Below are 14,167 nucleotides of genomic sequence, written 5' to 3' on the forward strand. Positions count from 1 at the left end.
TATGAGTTCTTTTTTGGCCTTTTCGAACGATTGAATAAGCTCTGGCACCGCGCCATTTACACTTGACTCCATTCTGCCTACCGCCATTTCGGCGCGTTTTTCCCAATAGGTCATTCTGTACCACCAGGATTACTAAAGTCATCAAACATATTTTGCGAGGCTATCTCCTGTTCTTTTGCTATGCGCTCCCGCTCGGTTGACCAATCGTCTGATAATGGATGTACCTTCGTTTTTGTCTCGTCAGACAACACTGTGTTGCTGGTTTGAGCTATCATCTGTACAATCTCAAGATCATTTTTGGGTTTATTGCGTGTCCATATTTGCTCCAAGTTAACATCTTGCGGCCTGCCTAGATATTTTAATATCGCCCTCACAAACTTATTAAGCGCAGGCCTGAACTCCGTCTCCATCAGCCCGGCTTTAAGCTCCAATAAGCTGTATAAAAATTCTATGTACACACCGCTTGCATTGCCTGTTTTATCCGGGTTAGGGTTGACCGCCATTGCGGATACGTATAGTTGGTCAATTAGCATCTCTAAGAACTTGGATCTCGCCTCATATGGAATATCTCCATGTAAAGTATCTACTCCTCCATCAGCATCAACTGTAATAAGTTTTTCCGCCTTAAGTCTTTGCAGGGGGCTAATATCTCTGGTTACTTCTTCGCCGTCCTCGGTGTAGTCTATCTCGGAGGTCTCGCCAGCATAGTTTTTGATCACCCATATAATTTCCTGTAGATCGTCTATATCGTTTGCAAAGCCACTAAACAGTTTGTCTGTCGCGTCTATGAGCTTCTTATACATCTTTAGATCGTTGACTGATGCAGCGTTATTTTTAAAGCAAATAAACGGGACCTCTCCATATGTATGTGAGACAACCTCTGTTTGTATAATATCTTTGTTCTCCTCTTGTGTGAACATGACGCATTCTGTGTCCGACCACAAATTATAGTGAGTAGTCGTTTTTTCATTGTCTATGATATTATAAACATCTATAATGTATTGTATTTTTGGTTTAACGGTACTAGTATCATATACAACTCTTATTCTCTCCGGGTCTACAAAGTAGTAATCGAATTGGTTATCCTGCACCCAGTAAGCAAGCCATGCCTGTCCACAGTTGGTAGCGTCTGTCCCTAATTGTTTAATAACCCGTTCATAATCGTCGCCTAGCGCCTTGCTAATATCATCTAGTAACTGATCGTCCTTAGTAGCGCTGTTTGTATCAAACATAGGAGGATAGGTAAAAAGATATCCTATCTTTTGATCAGTAAAAATTCGGTGCCAGTTGGTCGGAATGCGATTATCTGCGCTTTTTAGTGGGTTTTTGCCTAATTTTTGCAGGTAGTTATTAACCTCATCAATTGCCGCCGCTCCAGTCTTTATAATATCGTCGTCGTTAAAATAATATCTTCTGCCCTCTGCTGCCTGGGCGCATATCACACTATGCTGAGTGTCAGTATCTTTAAGCAATTTTTTTAAAAGCGGCACCCGGTTTTCAATCTGGTCTATGTTATATTCCCCCTATTCTTACTCCGGAGCGTTTAAGCACCCCCTGTATTCCATATCGAATACTGTCTATATGGTGGTTGAACATATCGATCGGCTTATTAATATACTCGCCTGTGGTTTTATCTTTTTGCCATGTGTAGTTTTCAAATTCATCAATCGTATGCGGACAGCGCTCATCGACAATGATTTGATACCCCATTATCGTGTCTATTCCATGACGCACACTATCAGGGCCTTTTTCTGCGGGCCTTATCCTATGAATGCCCTTGCGCCGGATTTCTTCTATAGACTTTTTTTCCGCGCTGTCGGCTACAATTACCTCTTTGGACAGTCCCAAAGATTTAATCGTCTGGGCTATCTCTTCGTTAACCATACCCTTTTTGTCGTATTCGCCGGTAATATACAACTGTTTAGCTTTTGGATTGATGCGGCCCCATGTCAGCGCCGTTGGATCATTGATATATCCAAAATCCAGGCCCGCCCAAAATGGATATGTTTTAATCTCTTCTAAATCGATAATCTGTTTATGTACAACCGGGAATACCAGTTTGTCAAGAGTCGTAAACTCTCCCATGCAATAAATTTTATAGTATGTAGGGTTGGTATTAATTAAATTTTCCAACATATCCACATACTCTCTGGTGAGAAACTTATTGTCTTTATATGTGCTATGGATAATTTTTGATTTTTCTGGTATTGGACCCGAAAACCAGTGTTTATAGCACCAATTAACCTTACTCACCGGATTAAACATAAGATATATTTGAGGCCTTCCGACACTTTCAGGAGGCCTTAAACGAATATCAAGCTGCGTGAAATCGTCCTCTGTAAGTTCTGTTGCCTCTTCTATAACAATGTCTGTGATATCTGTAATAGATTTGATCTTTTCCGGATCATCTAACCCTTTAAATAAAAATTCACTTCCATTTGGCAGAGATAACCGCATTTCCGATTTGTTCTCCTGATACGGTATTCCTCCTACTGACAGCACACTTTTAATTAATGAATATATGCTGTCTTTTAATGTGCGGTCTACTTTCCGAATGACTAATACTCTACGTTTGTTTCCCACAGCTTTAATTACAATCTTCTGCGCTGCGCCATAAGACTTTCCTGATCCACCGCCGCCATAATATATTTCATATCGGTTACTGTAGTCGTCTATAATATCCAACACCCAGGGATTAAACATCTCCGGGTTTAGCAGTTTTTTATTTGGCCTGTTCATTATCACTCAAAAAGAATTTACTAACCCCTATAATTTGTTGTTCAACTTCCTGTTTATCTTTCCATTCGCACCAGTTTTTAAGGGCAAAAATTGTCATGGTTGGGTTATACCTCCCTATCATAGCTCCTTCCGCCATTGTATCTGCCTGAAGCTTTTCAAACTCTTTTTTTATGTTGGGAAAGTATTTATTCAAGGCATTGTAAATTGTTCTGCGGTCAGTCGCTTTATATTCCCTTGTCAGCCATTCACAAAATCTTGTTTGGCTTGGGATCGTTTGAAAGTTATTTTCTTTGACCCAGATACAAAACTGCTGATATAATTCGATTAATTCTTCTCCACTCTGAAACCGTTTAGGATTGCCCCGCGGCCTTGCACCGCTTTCTTTTCCTGCCACAATATCACCCTTTCTATCCGTTATAATGGCATTCTCCGTTCCGATAAGCCCCGCAGTTTTCCTTAAGACATTCGGCCATTATATACCTACGCATTGTAGTATATCGGTCTTTCTCCAAATGCCCTTCTTCTCCATAATCGCAATTTTCAAAATGGTATTCCGTTTCAATCTGTAAGTTGTATGGACATATCATATTTACCCCTTTATTAGGCGGTATTCTCCACCGCCGCCCTCAGCGTTTTAGACCTGTTTGACGAAGGCCCTGTAAATTAAACAGAGATGCAGCTTCTATGCCTTTGTATAGGTTCTGTCTGTTCTTTGCTTTCTCATATCTAAAATCGGATATTCCCCTTTTGACTTCTTACCATTGCCCCTATCTGCTCTATAAGGCCCTCTTCTTCCCAAATTAAAATCTGTATGCGTTTTTTGATCATGCTTTCCTCCGGGCCGTTTACTCCTGTTAACTGTTCTTTCAGTTTTATCCGGCGGTTCTGTAGGTCTATCACTTTTTCCTGGTATTCTTTTATCAAATCTTCTAACATGGAATTTCCTCCAGATAAAACAAAAAAGCCAACTAATCACTGATATTAATCAGTAATTAATTGGCTCCTGGCTCTATGGCTCCTGGCTCTCGATATTCACTTTAAATATCTCTTTACAAACTTTACACTGATATTCTAGATTTTTAACGATAGCATCTTTATTTATGGGAAATAGCTTTTTCCCACACTTTGGACAGGTTACCCACCCATTTTTAATCATATATTTTCTACCTCTAATTATACCAGATATATGGTTATAACGCAAGTGTATTCATATATTTTGTTTATCTCCCTATTTGACATACTCCCCGCGGCTAAAGCCGGGGGCCTTACGGCGCACTTGGTAAATCTACTTCATTTTTGCAAATAATTACATGGAACGGAATTTATCAATTCCCGACACGCATTAAAAGGTGCGCAATGGCGCAGCAAAGTAATTTGTCTTTATACGGTTCATATATACAGCCTTCGCATTGCTTCATATTTCTCCCTCATCGTCATTGCATATTTGGTCAAGTTTCCCGCTTTTGCAGAACTGCTTGTAAAATTCCACTTCTTCCCGTAATTCTTCTTCCGTCTTTTTCACAGTGCATTGAATATGCATAACCATACTATCGTCTTTGTAAATGTGAATATGGTTGTTTGTGTTCTGTACTACCGTATATTCGCCGCATTGTACCTCTGTAGGTTTGTATTCGCCCTCAACATATTTGTAAGGCTTACCGCAAAAATAGCAACTGTCTTTTTCATATGCTGGTTCTCCACAGTATGGGCAAAACGGAATATATACTCCGTATTCCCACATCCATTCCACTTCTTTAATTCCCGACATTGTTGTTACTCCCTTTCAAAATTTTTTCAAGCTCCATAAGCGCGTATTCGCGTAACTTGCATACCAATTGATAAGAGCAATTCATATCACAGGCTATTCGCTCCCAAGTCTTATACAAGATATATCTGCTATGCAATACCCTATAATGATTTGGCTTTTCCAGTTTCAAAAGTTCAGCGTTGACTTCTTTTTTTATGTTTATGTATTCATCGACAGATTGATTGATTTCCTCTTGCAGTTCGATAATCCTTGCAACTGCATCGGTCATTTTGTCGGGGTTCCTTGTGCCGCTCACAACATCACCATTTAATTCTGCCGATTTTACTCTTTGCAAATACGCTTTTTCGGTCAATTCTAAGCCCCCATTCTGCTTTTTTAATTTGCCTTTCCTCTCACTTTGTATTACAGCGCATCATACCATTTTTTCACATAGGTCATCGTATCGCACCAGTTAAGGATTTTTAACCTACCAGAAGTCACAGTTGGGGCATGTTCTATCAGTTTCAACACTTCTTGATAAACCAACGCTTCCCGCTCCATGCCTTGGTTAAAGCTATTGTTATATCTTTTAATCAACTCTTTTTTGAGCGGTTCTCGGTCAATCAATCTTTCTATTGTCAACCCTCCGTTCTCCGTAGCTGCAAAAACCATCTTTCGGCATGGTTAAATTGTGTAACCAAGTGCAAAGAACAGTATCGGTTAAATCGGCAGATGGGTTTCTACGGGCACAGTCCTTACAGCGCACCACAGAAACAGCGTCAACGGTTGGTAATGTATTTAATAGGCTTTCTGCCCAAGCGATACCAACAAGACCAATTACCTCTTTGACTTTTTCACTATACAGCTTTTTTATCAGCATAGCTTTGTCAATCAGTTCCATCGATTAATCCTCCTGTTCCATGCTTCGATTGCTTTCTTCTCGTGCCGCTTTCTTGCATTAGCAAGTGTTCTATATTCCCCATTGTCTTTTACGCTAGAAATATTCGCACCGCAATCAAAACACTTAATTTTTACTCCGTAACGCATGGTCACAATCGTTATATTAACCCCACCGCAAAACGGACACGGTTTAATTTCCATTGTCTGCTCCTTTCAGCTTGCGCCCGCACCACGGGCAGTACTCAATAACAATACCTTCCCATCCATCTGTGGCGTCATAGTAATAAATGGCGTTGTCTAAAATAAGGAACTCATGCGCCCCTCCCGGAAATGGCAGCTCTTTGTTATTGCAATATTCGCACCCCTTATATTTCTTAGCCCTCATTGCTGTTCCTCCAGCTCTATCTTGCAATCCTGTTTTCCATACAATTCGCAGGCTAGGTTGAAATACAGAACATATTCCCTGATTTCCTCTTCCGTGAAACCATCGGCTTTCGCTAAAGATTTCCAGTAAGCATTCCATTGTTTAAACGTGTAAATTTTGCAGCCAACTTTTATTTTATTTTTTGTTGCAGTCGCAAAAGAATATTTTGACCCTTGAATATATAGAGGAGATTTTTCCCAAGCATCGCCGTACACCCAAGCATTGCCGGACACCCAAGCATTGCCGGACACCCAAGCATCGCCGTACACCCAAGCATCGCCGTACACCCAAGCATTGCCGGACACCCTAGCATTGCCGGACACCCTAGCATCGCCGTACACCCTAGCATTGCCGGACACCCAAGCATCGCCGGACACCCTAGCATCGCCGTACACCCAAGCATCGCCGTACACCCAAGCACCGCCGTACTGATCTAGATTTCCCTCTTTTTCAATCCACCCTCCTAAATCTCCGGCTTTTGCAATCATTCCAATGTCAATAGTTGCCCTTATGCGCTTTAATGTAATTCCAAATACAACCTTTGTTTCCCCTGTAAATTCGTACTTCATAATTACCTTCCTTTTAACTGATTTAACATATTCCGTTTCAAACTCTTTTCCACAGATTTTGCACATCTTAACAATTATGATTTTTGCCCCTGATCTGCGCAATGCGCCTGGCGAGCCCATAGGACGCTGTTTCCACATCCCCGCCGAACTCTTCTTCTAAAATCCGCTCTATCTCGGTTTCCAGTACGGCGAGCCGGTCATTGCCAAAACCAAATTTGTTGTTGAGAGCTACAGCGCACAGATTAAGCCCAAATTCAAACCCTTCTTTTGTGTTTTGATAGACCTCTGCCCTTTTGCGTTCCTGAAGCTTCACAGCATAAGCGTTTTTCATTTTCTTTCCTCCCGTATCTCCATCACCGTCCTGGGCCGGTCCTTATCCCAGTCCCCTTCCAGCAGAAGCTGAATGTTAAAAAAACTGTCGTCCATTAAAATTCCCGCTTTTACCAGCCCGTCAAGCACTATTTTCCCTGAATAGTTGTCCGGGTCCCGTCTGCGCCTGTCCGGGAAATAGTATGTAATCTTAACAACCGCCTTTTCTATCGGCTTGTCTGGTTTCGGGCGGCACACAAGCGCGATTAGCCGCTCCCACTCCTTTTTTATCCTTTGGTACTCCCGGTAATTTGTTCTTCCAATAAATCGGTTGTTGCTGGGCGGGATCTGCGGGATGGTGTATTTGTACATGGGATGAAATATTCCTCCATTGTGCGCAGCTGAACTCTCGTTAACTTCACAGCCAGCGCCTTTTTTACACTCTTTTCCGATCTGGACAGGGTGCTCGCTATTTTTTTGATGCTTTCCCCTTCCTGGCGCCACTTTTGACACAAATAAGGAGTATCCGGTTCAAGTTCCCGGTCCAGATTTTTGTTTTTCTGTTCTTGCTTGCGTGCTCTGCATTCTTTTGAACAAAATTTCCTTTTGGGTTTTCCCAAAAAAGATTTCCCGCAAACGATACATTTTCGCTCCACCTTTTCCTGCTTGTTGCGCGCGGCGTTTAAACAGTCCGCCGTGCAGTATCTTTGAGTAGTGGAACTATATTTGTTCGGTACAAACTCTCTGCCGCACCACTCGCAAAATTTAATTCCCATATTTCCCTCCGACAATCTGTTTTTGATAGGCTCTGGCCGCTATCTGCGCCGCCTTTTCCTGCGATACGGTTATACTGCCGAACCGCTCTATATTCTTTTGTTTGATCTCTTCCAGCACCTTCTGATCAAACACCTGATCAAAGGAGATCCACGAACTGTACAGTTTCCCGTTGTTGCACATAGGACATCTAGCACGGTAGGTATACGGATAATCCTGGAAAGGGGGCACTCCCTTTTTCGTATAGGCGATTGTTCCCGCATCCATACAATAAAAGCATCTCTGGGTATTTTTAAGCGGTACCACGTCTTTTTTATTCATAGAGACAATTTCTTTAAACTCAACTAAACTAGGAAAGTACTTGCAGTTTCCTAAAACATCGTTATACAGTTTTCTTGCGTCCTCGTCCGCTATCCCCTGCGCCGCTTCAAAGTAAGCGTTGGAGGCCATCTCATCTATCTGCCGGTTATACTGATTGCATAAATAGCTTAAAAACTCCTGAAATCTTTTCTTGGTCAAAACGGCAGCTCCCCTTTATCAAGTATTTTAATTTCACACTTTGTCCGGGGCCTGGCTTTGTCCTGCTCTCTGGATAACCACCCGTTAATAAAGCGCTCTATCCCGCTTTTGGTTTTACGCCGTTTAGGATTTGCCGTCAGCCATCCTTTCATTTTGCGAAGCTCTGATAAAATATCCACCCCTGGATATAATTCTATCCATCTCCTGATACTGTCCTCAAAAATTGGGTATTCACTTTTATCATTCAGCGGTAAGGTGATCTTCGCTTGTTGGTCGGGAGCTTTTTGCTCCGGACATAATATACTCTTCTCTTCTATACTCTTCTCTTCTTTACTTTGTTCTGAAATGTCAACATTTTTTGAAGAAATGTCAACATTTTCCCACTTTATGTCAGCATTTTTGCAAATTTGGGCGACCTTAACCAAGAGGTACTTACTTTTGACTTCCACAATTTTACGGCGGCTGACTGTCTCAAAGTATCTTTCCTGTATTCCTTTAGAGGTTAACACACGATACTTATCATAGTTGTTTTTGTCAAAAATACCTCTTCTGACCGCGGCCTCCACTATCTCAGAAACGACGCTCCCACCCAAACCAATTCTTTTGGCGAACAAAAGCGCAACCTCATTTGTCCATTCAATGTAGTAACCATCCTGTCCATAGATCATCTGGAACAGTTTAACGACTACACCAAACCCTGTCAGTCCAAATTCGGCCTCGATCAATTCAAATTTGCTGTCCAGCTGTACATCAAGCGGAAAATAGGGTATTCCGCTTCTTACCATGATGTACCTCCGTTATTAAAAAGGCAGGTCCCCGCTCCCAGACGCTCCCTCTGAAAACTCCCGCTGCGCCTGGAGCGGCCTGTTGTCCGGGGCGCTGCCTTTACTGTCCGCGAAGTATGCGGCGCTTACCGCCACTTCCACCGCCGTCCTCCTGCTCCCGTTTTTATCCTCATAGTTTCTAGTCTGGATAGAACCTTCCAAGGCGATCATCTGCCCTTTGGAGAAATATTTGGAGATAAACTGCGCCGCTGCCTTCCACGCCGCGCAATGAATAAAATCTGTCTGTTTCTGTCCGTTGGTATCGCTGAAATTCCGCTCCACCGCCACGCAAAACGACACCATGTCCGTCCCGTTCTGGGTTTGTCTGATTTCCGGGTCAGCGGTCAGCCGCCCCATGATAATGACTTTATTTAACAATCCTATTTCCTCCAACCGATTTTTTCACAAAGATAATCGTCAAGCTCTATCCACGTGATATGATATTTTTCATCAAAACTTTTTTGTCCGATATTATCTACCTCATTGTGGTGTTTACGGCATAGCGGCTGTACCCGTTGGTCCGTGTGATGTATTTTGCTTCTATTCCTCCCATTGCCTACTCTGTCATACTCGTGGATGTCCGCTTTTGCCCCGCAAACAGCGCACCTGCGGTTAGCTACACAGGCGTAGAGATAGCGCCCAATATCCTCGCACCGATTAAGCAGGGTGTCATTACAGGGGATCCCATAGGCAACACAAAGCTCCACCAGCCAGTCTATAAAGTCCCTTGCCGTGTTCATATCTACCGTGTCCTGCGTTCTGTCCGCAAGGCTAAAAAGATCAATTCCGGAAAGCTGACAATAGTTTTGGGTAAGCTGTCTCCTAACGTTTTCAGGAGATATCTCCAGCAAATAGTTTAGCTGCAGCTCCCGGAGAGTTTCATTAAACACCAGCTTTTTCTTATCAAATCCTGACATCCATGCGGAGATATCATTTACAAGAGCAAATATTTTATTTCTCTGTTTAGGCGACAACTGCCTCCCGTCAGTAAGATAGACTTCGCAGTCAATAATCTGCTGTTTATGTAGGTAATATTCATCCGAAAACGGGGCGATTATCGTTAGTGCTTCTCCATCGTATTGTGAGATATATCCTTTAATAACCACCCCGCTCCCTCCTTCATTTTTTTAATTCATGACAGGTAAACACATGCGGCCTTAGCGCTTCTACGGGGCGTAGATTTGGCATAATTCCTTGTGAGTACAATTTGCAGTCAAAGAGCAATTCCCTTCGTATTACCGCCTTTTCCTTACCCTGGTGAGGATATATAAGTACCGGTTCTTGATCGCAGGGGATCCAGTCGACCCCGTCATATACCCATTTGATCGGAGCATAACAAAGAGGACAAAAATCATAATCTCCCTTATGCCGGTGTTTCATCCACAATCGATCCCGCCAAAGCATCCAGATCATACCCCTCCCAATTTTCAGGCTTTAACACATAATATGGTTTAATCTTAACGTCCCCTGCTGTCTTACGGCAATACTCGCAGTGGCCACAGCGCCGGGGTAACTCCGCGCCCTCCTTTACCCTCATGATCCTTGGCAGCCGCTCTTTAATCATCTGCATTTCATATGCGTATTTGTCCTTATGATTGAGCATAAAAAGTCCCTTATCAGGAGGATCCTGCTTGGTAATTGCGGCAATTAAAAACATAGGATATTCTGCACTTCCGGTGTTTTGCATTTCGATTTCTGAGTACACCGCCGCTCGCATCATATACCCATAAGCTTCAATAAAGGTTTCTCTTTCCCTAGTTTCCTGGTTGTATTTCAGTTCCCGGATATTTGCGGAGGTTTTCCAGTCAAGGATAATTCTTGGGTTGCTTATGTATTTATCCATCCTGATACGCCACGGCACGCCAAAAACTGTACCAGTCATGCTTATCTCTACCTGCCCTGGCATATCCCGAAACTTTGTAAATGTATTGTCTCGGTTAATCGCGTCTATAATCTGATCGGCGGTAACATATGCGGCGTATTTGCCAACAATCTGTATCTGCCCGGTTTTTTTATCCACCTTTGTCTTGTAAATATCGTCAAAGTGTTCTTTGCAAAATGCTTCGTGGGGCTCTTTCCCCTCCATGTAGGTATGCACATAATTCCCGACAATTAAAGCCTCGGAAGGTTCCTCTACAAACCTTCCCTGCAGCTTTGCCATTTGCTTTGCTTCACACTCTAAAAAGCCCTGATACTGTGAGCAGCTCATATATGCCATATCCGCTTCCCGGCTATAATAATTCTCAGATGTCAAAATCATAGTTATAACCCCAGCTGTTCATTCAGCTTTTCGGCGGCTTCCTGCTCTTCCATCGAGGGAAGTTCCGCGCCGCTTTCCTGCCCGAACGCTTCCTCCGGCTTTACGAAACCGTCTTTGATGGCATTGTATAGGGACTTAATCTTTACAATATCTTTTGTGGTAAGACCGTCAAAATCTTTATTTACCACGCCTCCCAGCATTTCAGGAGTAATCCAATCGGCCAACTTTTGAAAGCAATCCAACATGGATTTTCTGGTATCCTCAATAGATTTTCCCTTATTTACAGTCTCCATTAAAGTTTTTTCACAAACTTCTAATGCCTGATCCACCACATAGGAGGGGATGCCGGCCTGCATACATGCCCTCAATCTTCTGGCACCGTAATTCGCCATCATTTCATACTGCTCCCGCTCATCCGTCACCATATATGACCCGTTTTTTGTATTGCGTATAAAGTTGACGTCAAAGGTTTTTGACTGCTGGGAGTTGGTTTCAAAATCCCAAAATCTTACCTTTACAGTAGAGCTGTCCTTCCTGCGCTCCACCTCGATCAAAGAGCTGTCACAGTTTCCCCAATTTCGGGTAATTACTTCCATCAACCGGATGGAAGGGCCTTTTATTTCCGTTGCTTTATCTCCTTTCCCCTTTACATAGCTGTATTGGGCGGTTTCTGCCAACCTTGGGTTCTGGCACTCATTCATGATGTTGGAAATAACCTGGTTGGTGTCGCGAGGAAATTGCTTGGCTAAAAATATCTGGGCTTTGACTTCTGCTACTTCCCTAGTTTCGTTAGATACCCCAACCGGTTTGCTGTTTTGAGACTTTTCCATAGAAAAATTATTCATTCTGTTACCTCCTTCAATATCCAGTTACCAGAGAAAAACCATTCCACAAAATCCAATTTTTCATTTTCAGGGAGCTCGCTCATATGCTCTATAGCGTAATTATAAGCGTCTTCTATTGAGACTGTTTTTCCTGACTCCTGGCAAATCCCTTTGTATATTTTCATCTAACCGTTGACAAACCGCCCTTTCAAGTTTATAATCTAAACAGAGATATTTTCTGTGCGCCCTGTCGGTATTGCAGTACCGCGGGCGCTATTTTTTTGTGTTTCTGATGATAAGTATGGTAAACAGGATCATCATTGCCGTCGCCGCATACAAGACGCACAGCTGCTGATTGGTTACTGTAATCGTTATACGCCACATCTAAAACCTCCCTCCTAACCATCGCTCCAGCTTCCTTATGGTTTCCTCTGGCAGCTTGTCCGCGATGTACGCCCCGGCCCCTAAGATCAAAAGGAATACCCCCATCACCAGCAGCCAGTAAAACAGGATTACTATTTCTTCTTCGTTCACGTCATCACCTCATGTCTTAAAGTTCCCTAATTCTAAAGCATGCTCAAACAGTATGTAAGACCGCTGCGCATGTCTCCCATCAGAATGTCACCTGCCCCTCTACCTGGATGTTCTTATAGTTTCTGAAATGCGCCTTTACCGGGATGATTTTCCTGTCTGCCTGCATGTCCGGATACATCTGTACCACTATATACTTCTCCCCGAACACCCGCAGGATTGACATGGCCCGGCGTACCTGCTCCTTTTCAAATAACTCATACTCCCGATCTGTGCCTATATAGTATCCCTTGCCTTTGGAGCTGCTGACAATCTTACATCCCGACATACGCAGATACATAATCATGTCCCTGATTACCCGGTCATTTTTCCCCGTTAACCTTACCAGCCTTTCACGGGTAATCGGGTGGTCTTTTCCTTGGGGAATGTAGTTAAGTAGGTTCATAATGGTCACCACTCATATACATATTTTCTTTTTGCTGGACGGATTTTTTTATTTCTTTAATACAATCATCAATAGACATCCCCGTTAAAAGAGCAACTAGCCCCTCTTTATACACTTCATCCAGTACTTCTTTTGTTCCTATAATCCCTAGATTTTCTGTCTTGCCCGTTTTCCGGTCATATTCGAACCTCATGACTCCCATTGTCACTTTTTTCACCTCCTCCGCTCTCTCTGAGGGCGGATTTTTATTCATAGATATCCTTCCAGTCCATACCCAGCACTTCCGCAATTTTTTTCGCATAGATAACGGATATGGGGATACCTTGTTCGGCCTTGCTAATAAGCTGTTGGCTACAACCAACCATTTTAGCTAAATTCTTTTGCCGAAGCCCTTGTTTGATCCGTTCTTCTTTTAAAACTCCCATCATTACCTCCAAAGTTTGACAACCCATATAATTTATTGTATACTATATATTGTGGTAGAACATATGATCTAAACAAAATATAGGAAAGGAGGATTGAACATGCAAAAACTTTATAGTCCTGGTGAAGATAACAAACCATCGGGTACTTATACCGAAGTAGGACCCCGTGGAGGTCAGGTCTCTAATCCTAGGACGGTTAACATTGATCCTGGTGACCGTCTCCCGCCAACCCAAGACAGCGGGCATAAATGGAAGAAAAAGTAATCCCTAGAGCCGTTGTTGACCTCAACGGCTCTAAATTTTTATTTTTCGCTTCCAAAAGCAATAACATTTTCCGAATAGGTTGATCTGTAACCACGCCTCTACAAATGTCTCTCCATTTTCTTGATATTTTGTAATGTAATGATGCAATTTCTCACCTCCTATTGGATTTTTATGTATCGGCTTGTCCTTCCCGCCGGCAACTGGGATGGGATTAAATTTTATAACCATTTAACGAACTAATGATTTGGGTTGCTTGCTGTAAAAGCTCCAATAATTGGTTCGCTTTTTTTATTGCTTCATCTAAGGCTTTCGTATCAATTTCTAGTGTGAGGTTTGGTTTCATTAACAATATCACCTCTTTTTGTCAACTTTTTCTTTTACCCCTTTAGCATAGAGTTCTCCCGCTTCTACCCCTAACGCTGCTGCTATTGCCAATGTATCACAGGGTTTTATGATTTTACGGCCGTTAAGCATATCATTGAACTGCTGCCTTGAATATCCCGCTCTTTCAGCAACAGCGCATTGTTTTAGTCCTCGTTCATTTATAATGCGATTGATGTTGTCCGGTAAGTTTGCATTATGATTTGTGACCGTCATTCCGTTACTCCCTTTT

General features: G+C 42.6%; 26 protein-coding genes. 1 reads left to right on the forward strand and 25 read right to left on the reverse strand.

What is annotated here, in order from left to right; genetic code table 11:
- Positions 1-110 precede the first annotated feature (110 nt).
- The 23 genes from H8705_RS10730 to H8705_RS10835 all read right to left on the reverse strand — a co-directional run bounded on the left by H8705_RS10730 (position 111) and on the right by H8705_RS10835 (position 13,293).
- Positions 111-1,490 carry a phage portal protein gene (locus H8705_RS10730; protein WP_262395778.1) on the reverse strand — a complete coding sequence of 460 codons (1,380 nt, stop codon included), beginning with the start codon at positions 1,488-1,490 and terminating at the stop codon, positions 111-113.
- A 22-nt stretch (positions 1,491-1,512) separates the two neighbouring features.
- Complete coding sequence (locus H8705_RS10735; RefSeq protein WP_262395780.1) at positions 1,513-2,688, reverse strand: PBSX family phage terminase large subunit; 1,176 nt, start codon at positions 2,686-2,688, stop codon at positions 1,513-1,515.
- Positions 2,689-2,722: 34 nt separating this feature from the next.
- On the reverse strand, positions 2,723-3,133 hold the full coding sequence (locus tag H8705_RS10740) for a DNA-packaging protein (protein ID WP_262395781.1): 411 nt from the start codon (positions 3,131-3,133) through the stop codon (positions 2,723-2,725).
- A 332-nt stretch (positions 3,134-3,465) separates the two neighbouring features.
- Complete coding sequence (locus tag H8705_RS10745) at positions 3,466-3,675, reverse strand: hypothetical protein (RefSeq protein ID WP_262395782.1); 210 nt, start codon at positions 3,673-3,675, stop codon at positions 3,466-3,468.
- A gap of 478 nt (positions 3,676-4,153) precedes the next feature.
- Entirely contained in the window at positions 4,154-4,507 is a 354-nt protein-coding gene (locus tag H8705_RS10750; protein WP_262395783.1) for a hypothetical protein, read from the reverse strand.
- A complete protein-coding gene (locus H8705_RS10755; RefSeq protein WP_262395785.1) occupies positions 4,494-4,859 on the reverse strand; it encodes a DUF1492 domain-containing protein in 366 nt (121 codons plus the stop codon). The genes H8705_RS10750 and H8705_RS10755 overlap by 14 nt, the downstream gene beginning before the upstream one ends.
- A 50-nt stretch (positions 4,860-4,909) precedes the next feature.
- Complete coding sequence (locus H8705_RS10760; protein WP_262395786.1) at positions 4,910-5,128, reverse strand: hypothetical protein; 219 nt, start codon at positions 5,126-5,128, stop codon at positions 4,910-4,912.
- On the reverse strand, positions 5,106-5,387 hold the full coding sequence (locus H8705_RS10765) for a hypothetical protein (RefSeq protein ID WP_262395787.1): 282 nt from the start codon (positions 5,385-5,387) through the stop codon (positions 5,106-5,108). The genes H8705_RS10760 and H8705_RS10765 overlap by 23 nt, the downstream gene beginning before the upstream one ends.
- Positions 5,378-5,587 (reverse strand): Lar family restriction alleviation protein, encoded by a 210-nt coding sequence (locus H8705_RS13720; RefSeq protein ID WP_392392086.1) that lies wholly within the window; start codon positions 5,585-5,587, stop codon positions 5,378-5,380. Before H8705_RS13720 ends, H8705_RS10765 begins: the two co-directional genes overlap by 10 nt.
- Entirely contained in the window at positions 5,577-5,771 is a 195-nt protein-coding gene (locus H8705_RS10770; protein ID WP_262395789.1) for a hypothetical protein, read from the reverse strand. The genes H8705_RS13720 and H8705_RS10770 overlap by 11 nt, the downstream gene beginning before the upstream one ends.
- Positions 5,768-6,379, reverse strand: coding sequence for a hypothetical protein (locus H8705_RS10775; RefSeq protein ID WP_262395791.1), 612 nt, complete (start codon positions 6,377-6,379; stop codon positions 5,768-5,770). The genes H8705_RS10770 and H8705_RS10775 overlap by 4 nt, the downstream gene beginning before the upstream one ends.
- Positions 6,380-6,446: 67 nt before the next feature.
- Positions 6,447-6,710: a hypothetical protein gene (locus tag H8705_RS10780; protein ID WP_262395792.1), complete on the reverse strand. Its 264-nt coding sequence runs from the start codon at positions 6,708-6,710 to the stop codon at positions 6,447-6,449.
- Complete coding sequence (locus H8705_RS10785; RefSeq protein WP_262395793.1) at positions 6,707-7,060, reverse strand: RusA family crossover junction endodeoxyribonuclease; 354 nt, start codon at positions 7,058-7,060, stop codon at positions 6,707-6,709. The genes H8705_RS10780 and H8705_RS10785 overlap by 4 nt, the downstream gene beginning before the upstream one ends.
- A gap of 393 nt (positions 7,061-7,453) precedes the next feature.
- Entirely contained in the window at positions 7,454-7,981 is a 528-nt protein-coding gene (locus tag H8705_RS10790) for a hypothetical protein (protein WP_262395794.1), read from the reverse strand.
- A complete protein-coding gene (locus tag H8705_RS10795) occupies positions 7,978-8,766 on the reverse strand; it encodes a DUF4373 domain-containing protein (protein WP_262395795.1) in 789 nt (262 codons plus the stop codon). The genes H8705_RS10790 and H8705_RS10795 overlap by 4 nt, the downstream gene beginning before the upstream one ends.
- Positions 8,767-8,781: 15 nt before the next feature.
- Positions 8,782-9,183: a single-stranded DNA-binding protein gene (locus H8705_RS10800; protein WP_262395797.1), complete on the reverse strand. Its 402-nt coding sequence runs from the start codon at positions 9,181-9,183 to the stop codon at positions 8,782-8,784.
- Positions 9,184-9,185: 2 nt separating this feature from the next.
- Entirely contained in the window at positions 9,186-9,911 is a 726-nt protein-coding gene (locus tag H8705_RS10805) for a putative HNHc nuclease (protein ID WP_262395799.1), read from the reverse strand.
- A 257-nt stretch (positions 9,912-10,168) separates the two neighbouring features.
- Entirely contained in the window at positions 10,169-11,065 is an 897-nt protein-coding gene (locus tag H8705_RS10810; protein WP_262395800.1) for a PD-(D/E)XK nuclease-like domain-containing protein, read from the reverse strand.
- Between the two features lie 2 nt (positions 11,066-11,067).
- Positions 11,068-11,910 carry a hypothetical protein gene (locus H8705_RS10815; RefSeq protein WP_262395801.1) on the reverse strand — a complete coding sequence of 281 codons (843 nt, stop codon included), beginning with the start codon at positions 11,908-11,910 and terminating at the stop codon, positions 11,068-11,070.
- A gap of 363 nt (positions 11,911-12,273) precedes the next feature.
- A complete protein-coding gene (locus H8705_RS10820) occupies positions 12,274-12,423 on the reverse strand; it encodes a hypothetical protein (RefSeq protein WP_262395802.1) in 150 nt (49 codons plus the stop codon).
- A gap of 79 nt (positions 12,424-12,502) precedes the next feature.
- The gene (locus H8705_RS10825) at positions 12,503-12,865 is read right to left on the reverse strand and encodes a hypothetical protein (protein ID WP_262395803.1); all 363 of its coding nucleotides are present in this window, start codon (positions 12,863-12,865) and stop codon (positions 12,503-12,505) included.
- Positions 12,852-13,118: a hypothetical protein gene (locus H8705_RS10830; protein WP_262395804.1), complete on the reverse strand. Its 267-nt coding sequence runs from the start codon at positions 13,116-13,118 to the stop codon at positions 12,852-12,854. Before H8705_RS10830 ends, H8705_RS10825 begins: the two co-directional genes overlap by 14 nt.
- On the reverse strand, positions 13,111-13,293 hold the full coding sequence (locus H8705_RS10835; RefSeq protein WP_262395805.1) for a helix-turn-helix transcriptional regulator: 183 nt from the start codon (positions 13,291-13,293) through the stop codon (positions 13,111-13,113). The genes H8705_RS10830 and H8705_RS10835 overlap by 8 nt, the downstream gene beginning before the upstream one ends.
- Positions 13,294-13,389: 96 nt before the next feature.
- Between H8705_RS10835 and H8705_RS10840 the strand changes: the two genes are divergently transcribed.
- Complete coding sequence (locus H8705_RS10840; protein WP_262395806.1) at positions 13,390-13,554, forward strand: YjzC family protein; 165 nt, start codon at positions 13,390-13,392, stop codon at positions 13,552-13,554.
- A gap of 211 nt (positions 13,555-13,765) precedes the next feature.
- Here H8705_RS10840 and H8705_RS10845 read toward each other — a convergent pair whose 3' ends face one another.
- Complete coding sequence (locus H8705_RS10845; RefSeq protein ID WP_262395807.1) at positions 13,766-13,897, reverse strand: hypothetical protein; 132 nt, start codon at positions 13,895-13,897, stop codon at positions 13,766-13,768.
- A gap of 8 nt (positions 13,898-13,905) precedes the next feature.
- Entirely contained in the window at positions 13,906-14,151 is a 246-nt protein-coding gene (locus H8705_RS10850; protein WP_262395808.1) for a helix-turn-helix domain-containing protein, read from the reverse strand.
- Between the last annotated feature and the right edge of the window lie 16 nt (positions 14,152-14,167).

It is taken from the genome of Youxingia wuxianensis, assembly GCF_014385085.1.
Classification (GTDB): Bacteria; Bacillota; Clostridia; order Oscillospirales; family Ruminococcaceae; genus Youxingia; species Youxingia wuxianensis.

Coding starts and splice junctions, on each gene's coding strand:
- H8705_RS10745 (WP_262395782.1), bottom strand. CDS start 3,675: ATGTTAGAAGATTTGATAAAAGAATACCAGGAAAAAGTGATAGACCTA.
- H8705_RS10825 (WP_262395803.1), bottom strand. CDS start 12,865: ATGAACCTACTTAACTACATTCCCCAAGGAAAAGACCACCCGATTACC.
- H8705_RS10835 (WP_262395805.1), bottom strand. CDS start 13,293: ATGATGGGAGTTTTAAAAGAAGAACGGATCAAACAAGGGCTTCGGCAA.
- H8705_RS10750 (WP_262395783.1), bottom strand. CDS start 4,507: ATGTCGGGAATTAAAGAAGTGGAATGGATGTGGGAATACGGAGTATAT.
- H8705_RS10795 (WP_262395795.1), bottom strand. CDS start 8,766: ATGGTAAGAAGCGGAATACCCTATTTTCCGCTTGATGTACAGCTGGAC.
- H8705_RS10785 (WP_262395793.1), bottom strand. CDS start 7,060: ATGTACAAATACACCATCCCGCAGATCCCGCCCAGCAACAACCGATTT.
- H8705_RS13720 (WP_392392086.1), bottom strand. CDS start 5,587: ATGGAAATTAAACCGTGTCCGTTTTGCGGTGGGGTTAATATAACGATT.
- H8705_RS10770 (WP_262395789.1), bottom strand. CDS start 5,771: ATGAGGGCTAAGAAATATAAGGGGTGCGAATATTGCAATAACAAAGAG.
- H8705_RS10810 (WP_262395800.1), bottom strand. CDS start 11,065: ATGATTTTGACATCTGAGAATTATTATAGCCGGGAAGCGGATATGGCA.
- H8705_RS10830 (WP_262395804.1), bottom strand. CDS start 13,118: ATGAATAAAAATCCGCCCTCAGAGAGAGCGGAGGAGGTGAAAAAAGTG.
- H8705_RS10840 (WP_262395806.1), top strand. CDS start 13,390: ATGCAAAAACTTTATAGTCCTGGTGAAGATAACAAACCATCGGGTACT.
- H8705_RS10780 (WP_262395792.1), bottom strand. CDS start 6,710: ATGAAAAACGCTTATGCTGTGAAGCTTCAGGAACGCAAAAGGGCAGAG.
- H8705_RS10815 (WP_262395801.1), bottom strand. CDS start 11,910: ATGAATAATTTTTCTATGGAAAAGTCTCAAAACAGCAAACCGGTTGGG.
- H8705_RS10845 (WP_262395807.1), bottom strand. CDS start 13,897: ATGAAACCAAACCTCACACTAGAAATTGATACGAAAGCCTTAGATGAA.
- H8705_RS10775 (WP_262395791.1), bottom strand. CDS start 6,379: ATGAAGTACGAATTTACAGGGGAAACAAAGGTTGTATTTGGAATTACA.
- H8705_RS10850 (WP_262395808.1), bottom strand. CDS start 14,151: ATGACGGTCACAAATCATAATGCAAACTTACCGGACAACATCAATCGC.
- H8705_RS10765 (WP_262395787.1), bottom strand. CDS start 5,387: ATGGAACTGATTGACAAAGCTATGCTGATAAAAAAGCTGTATAGTGAA.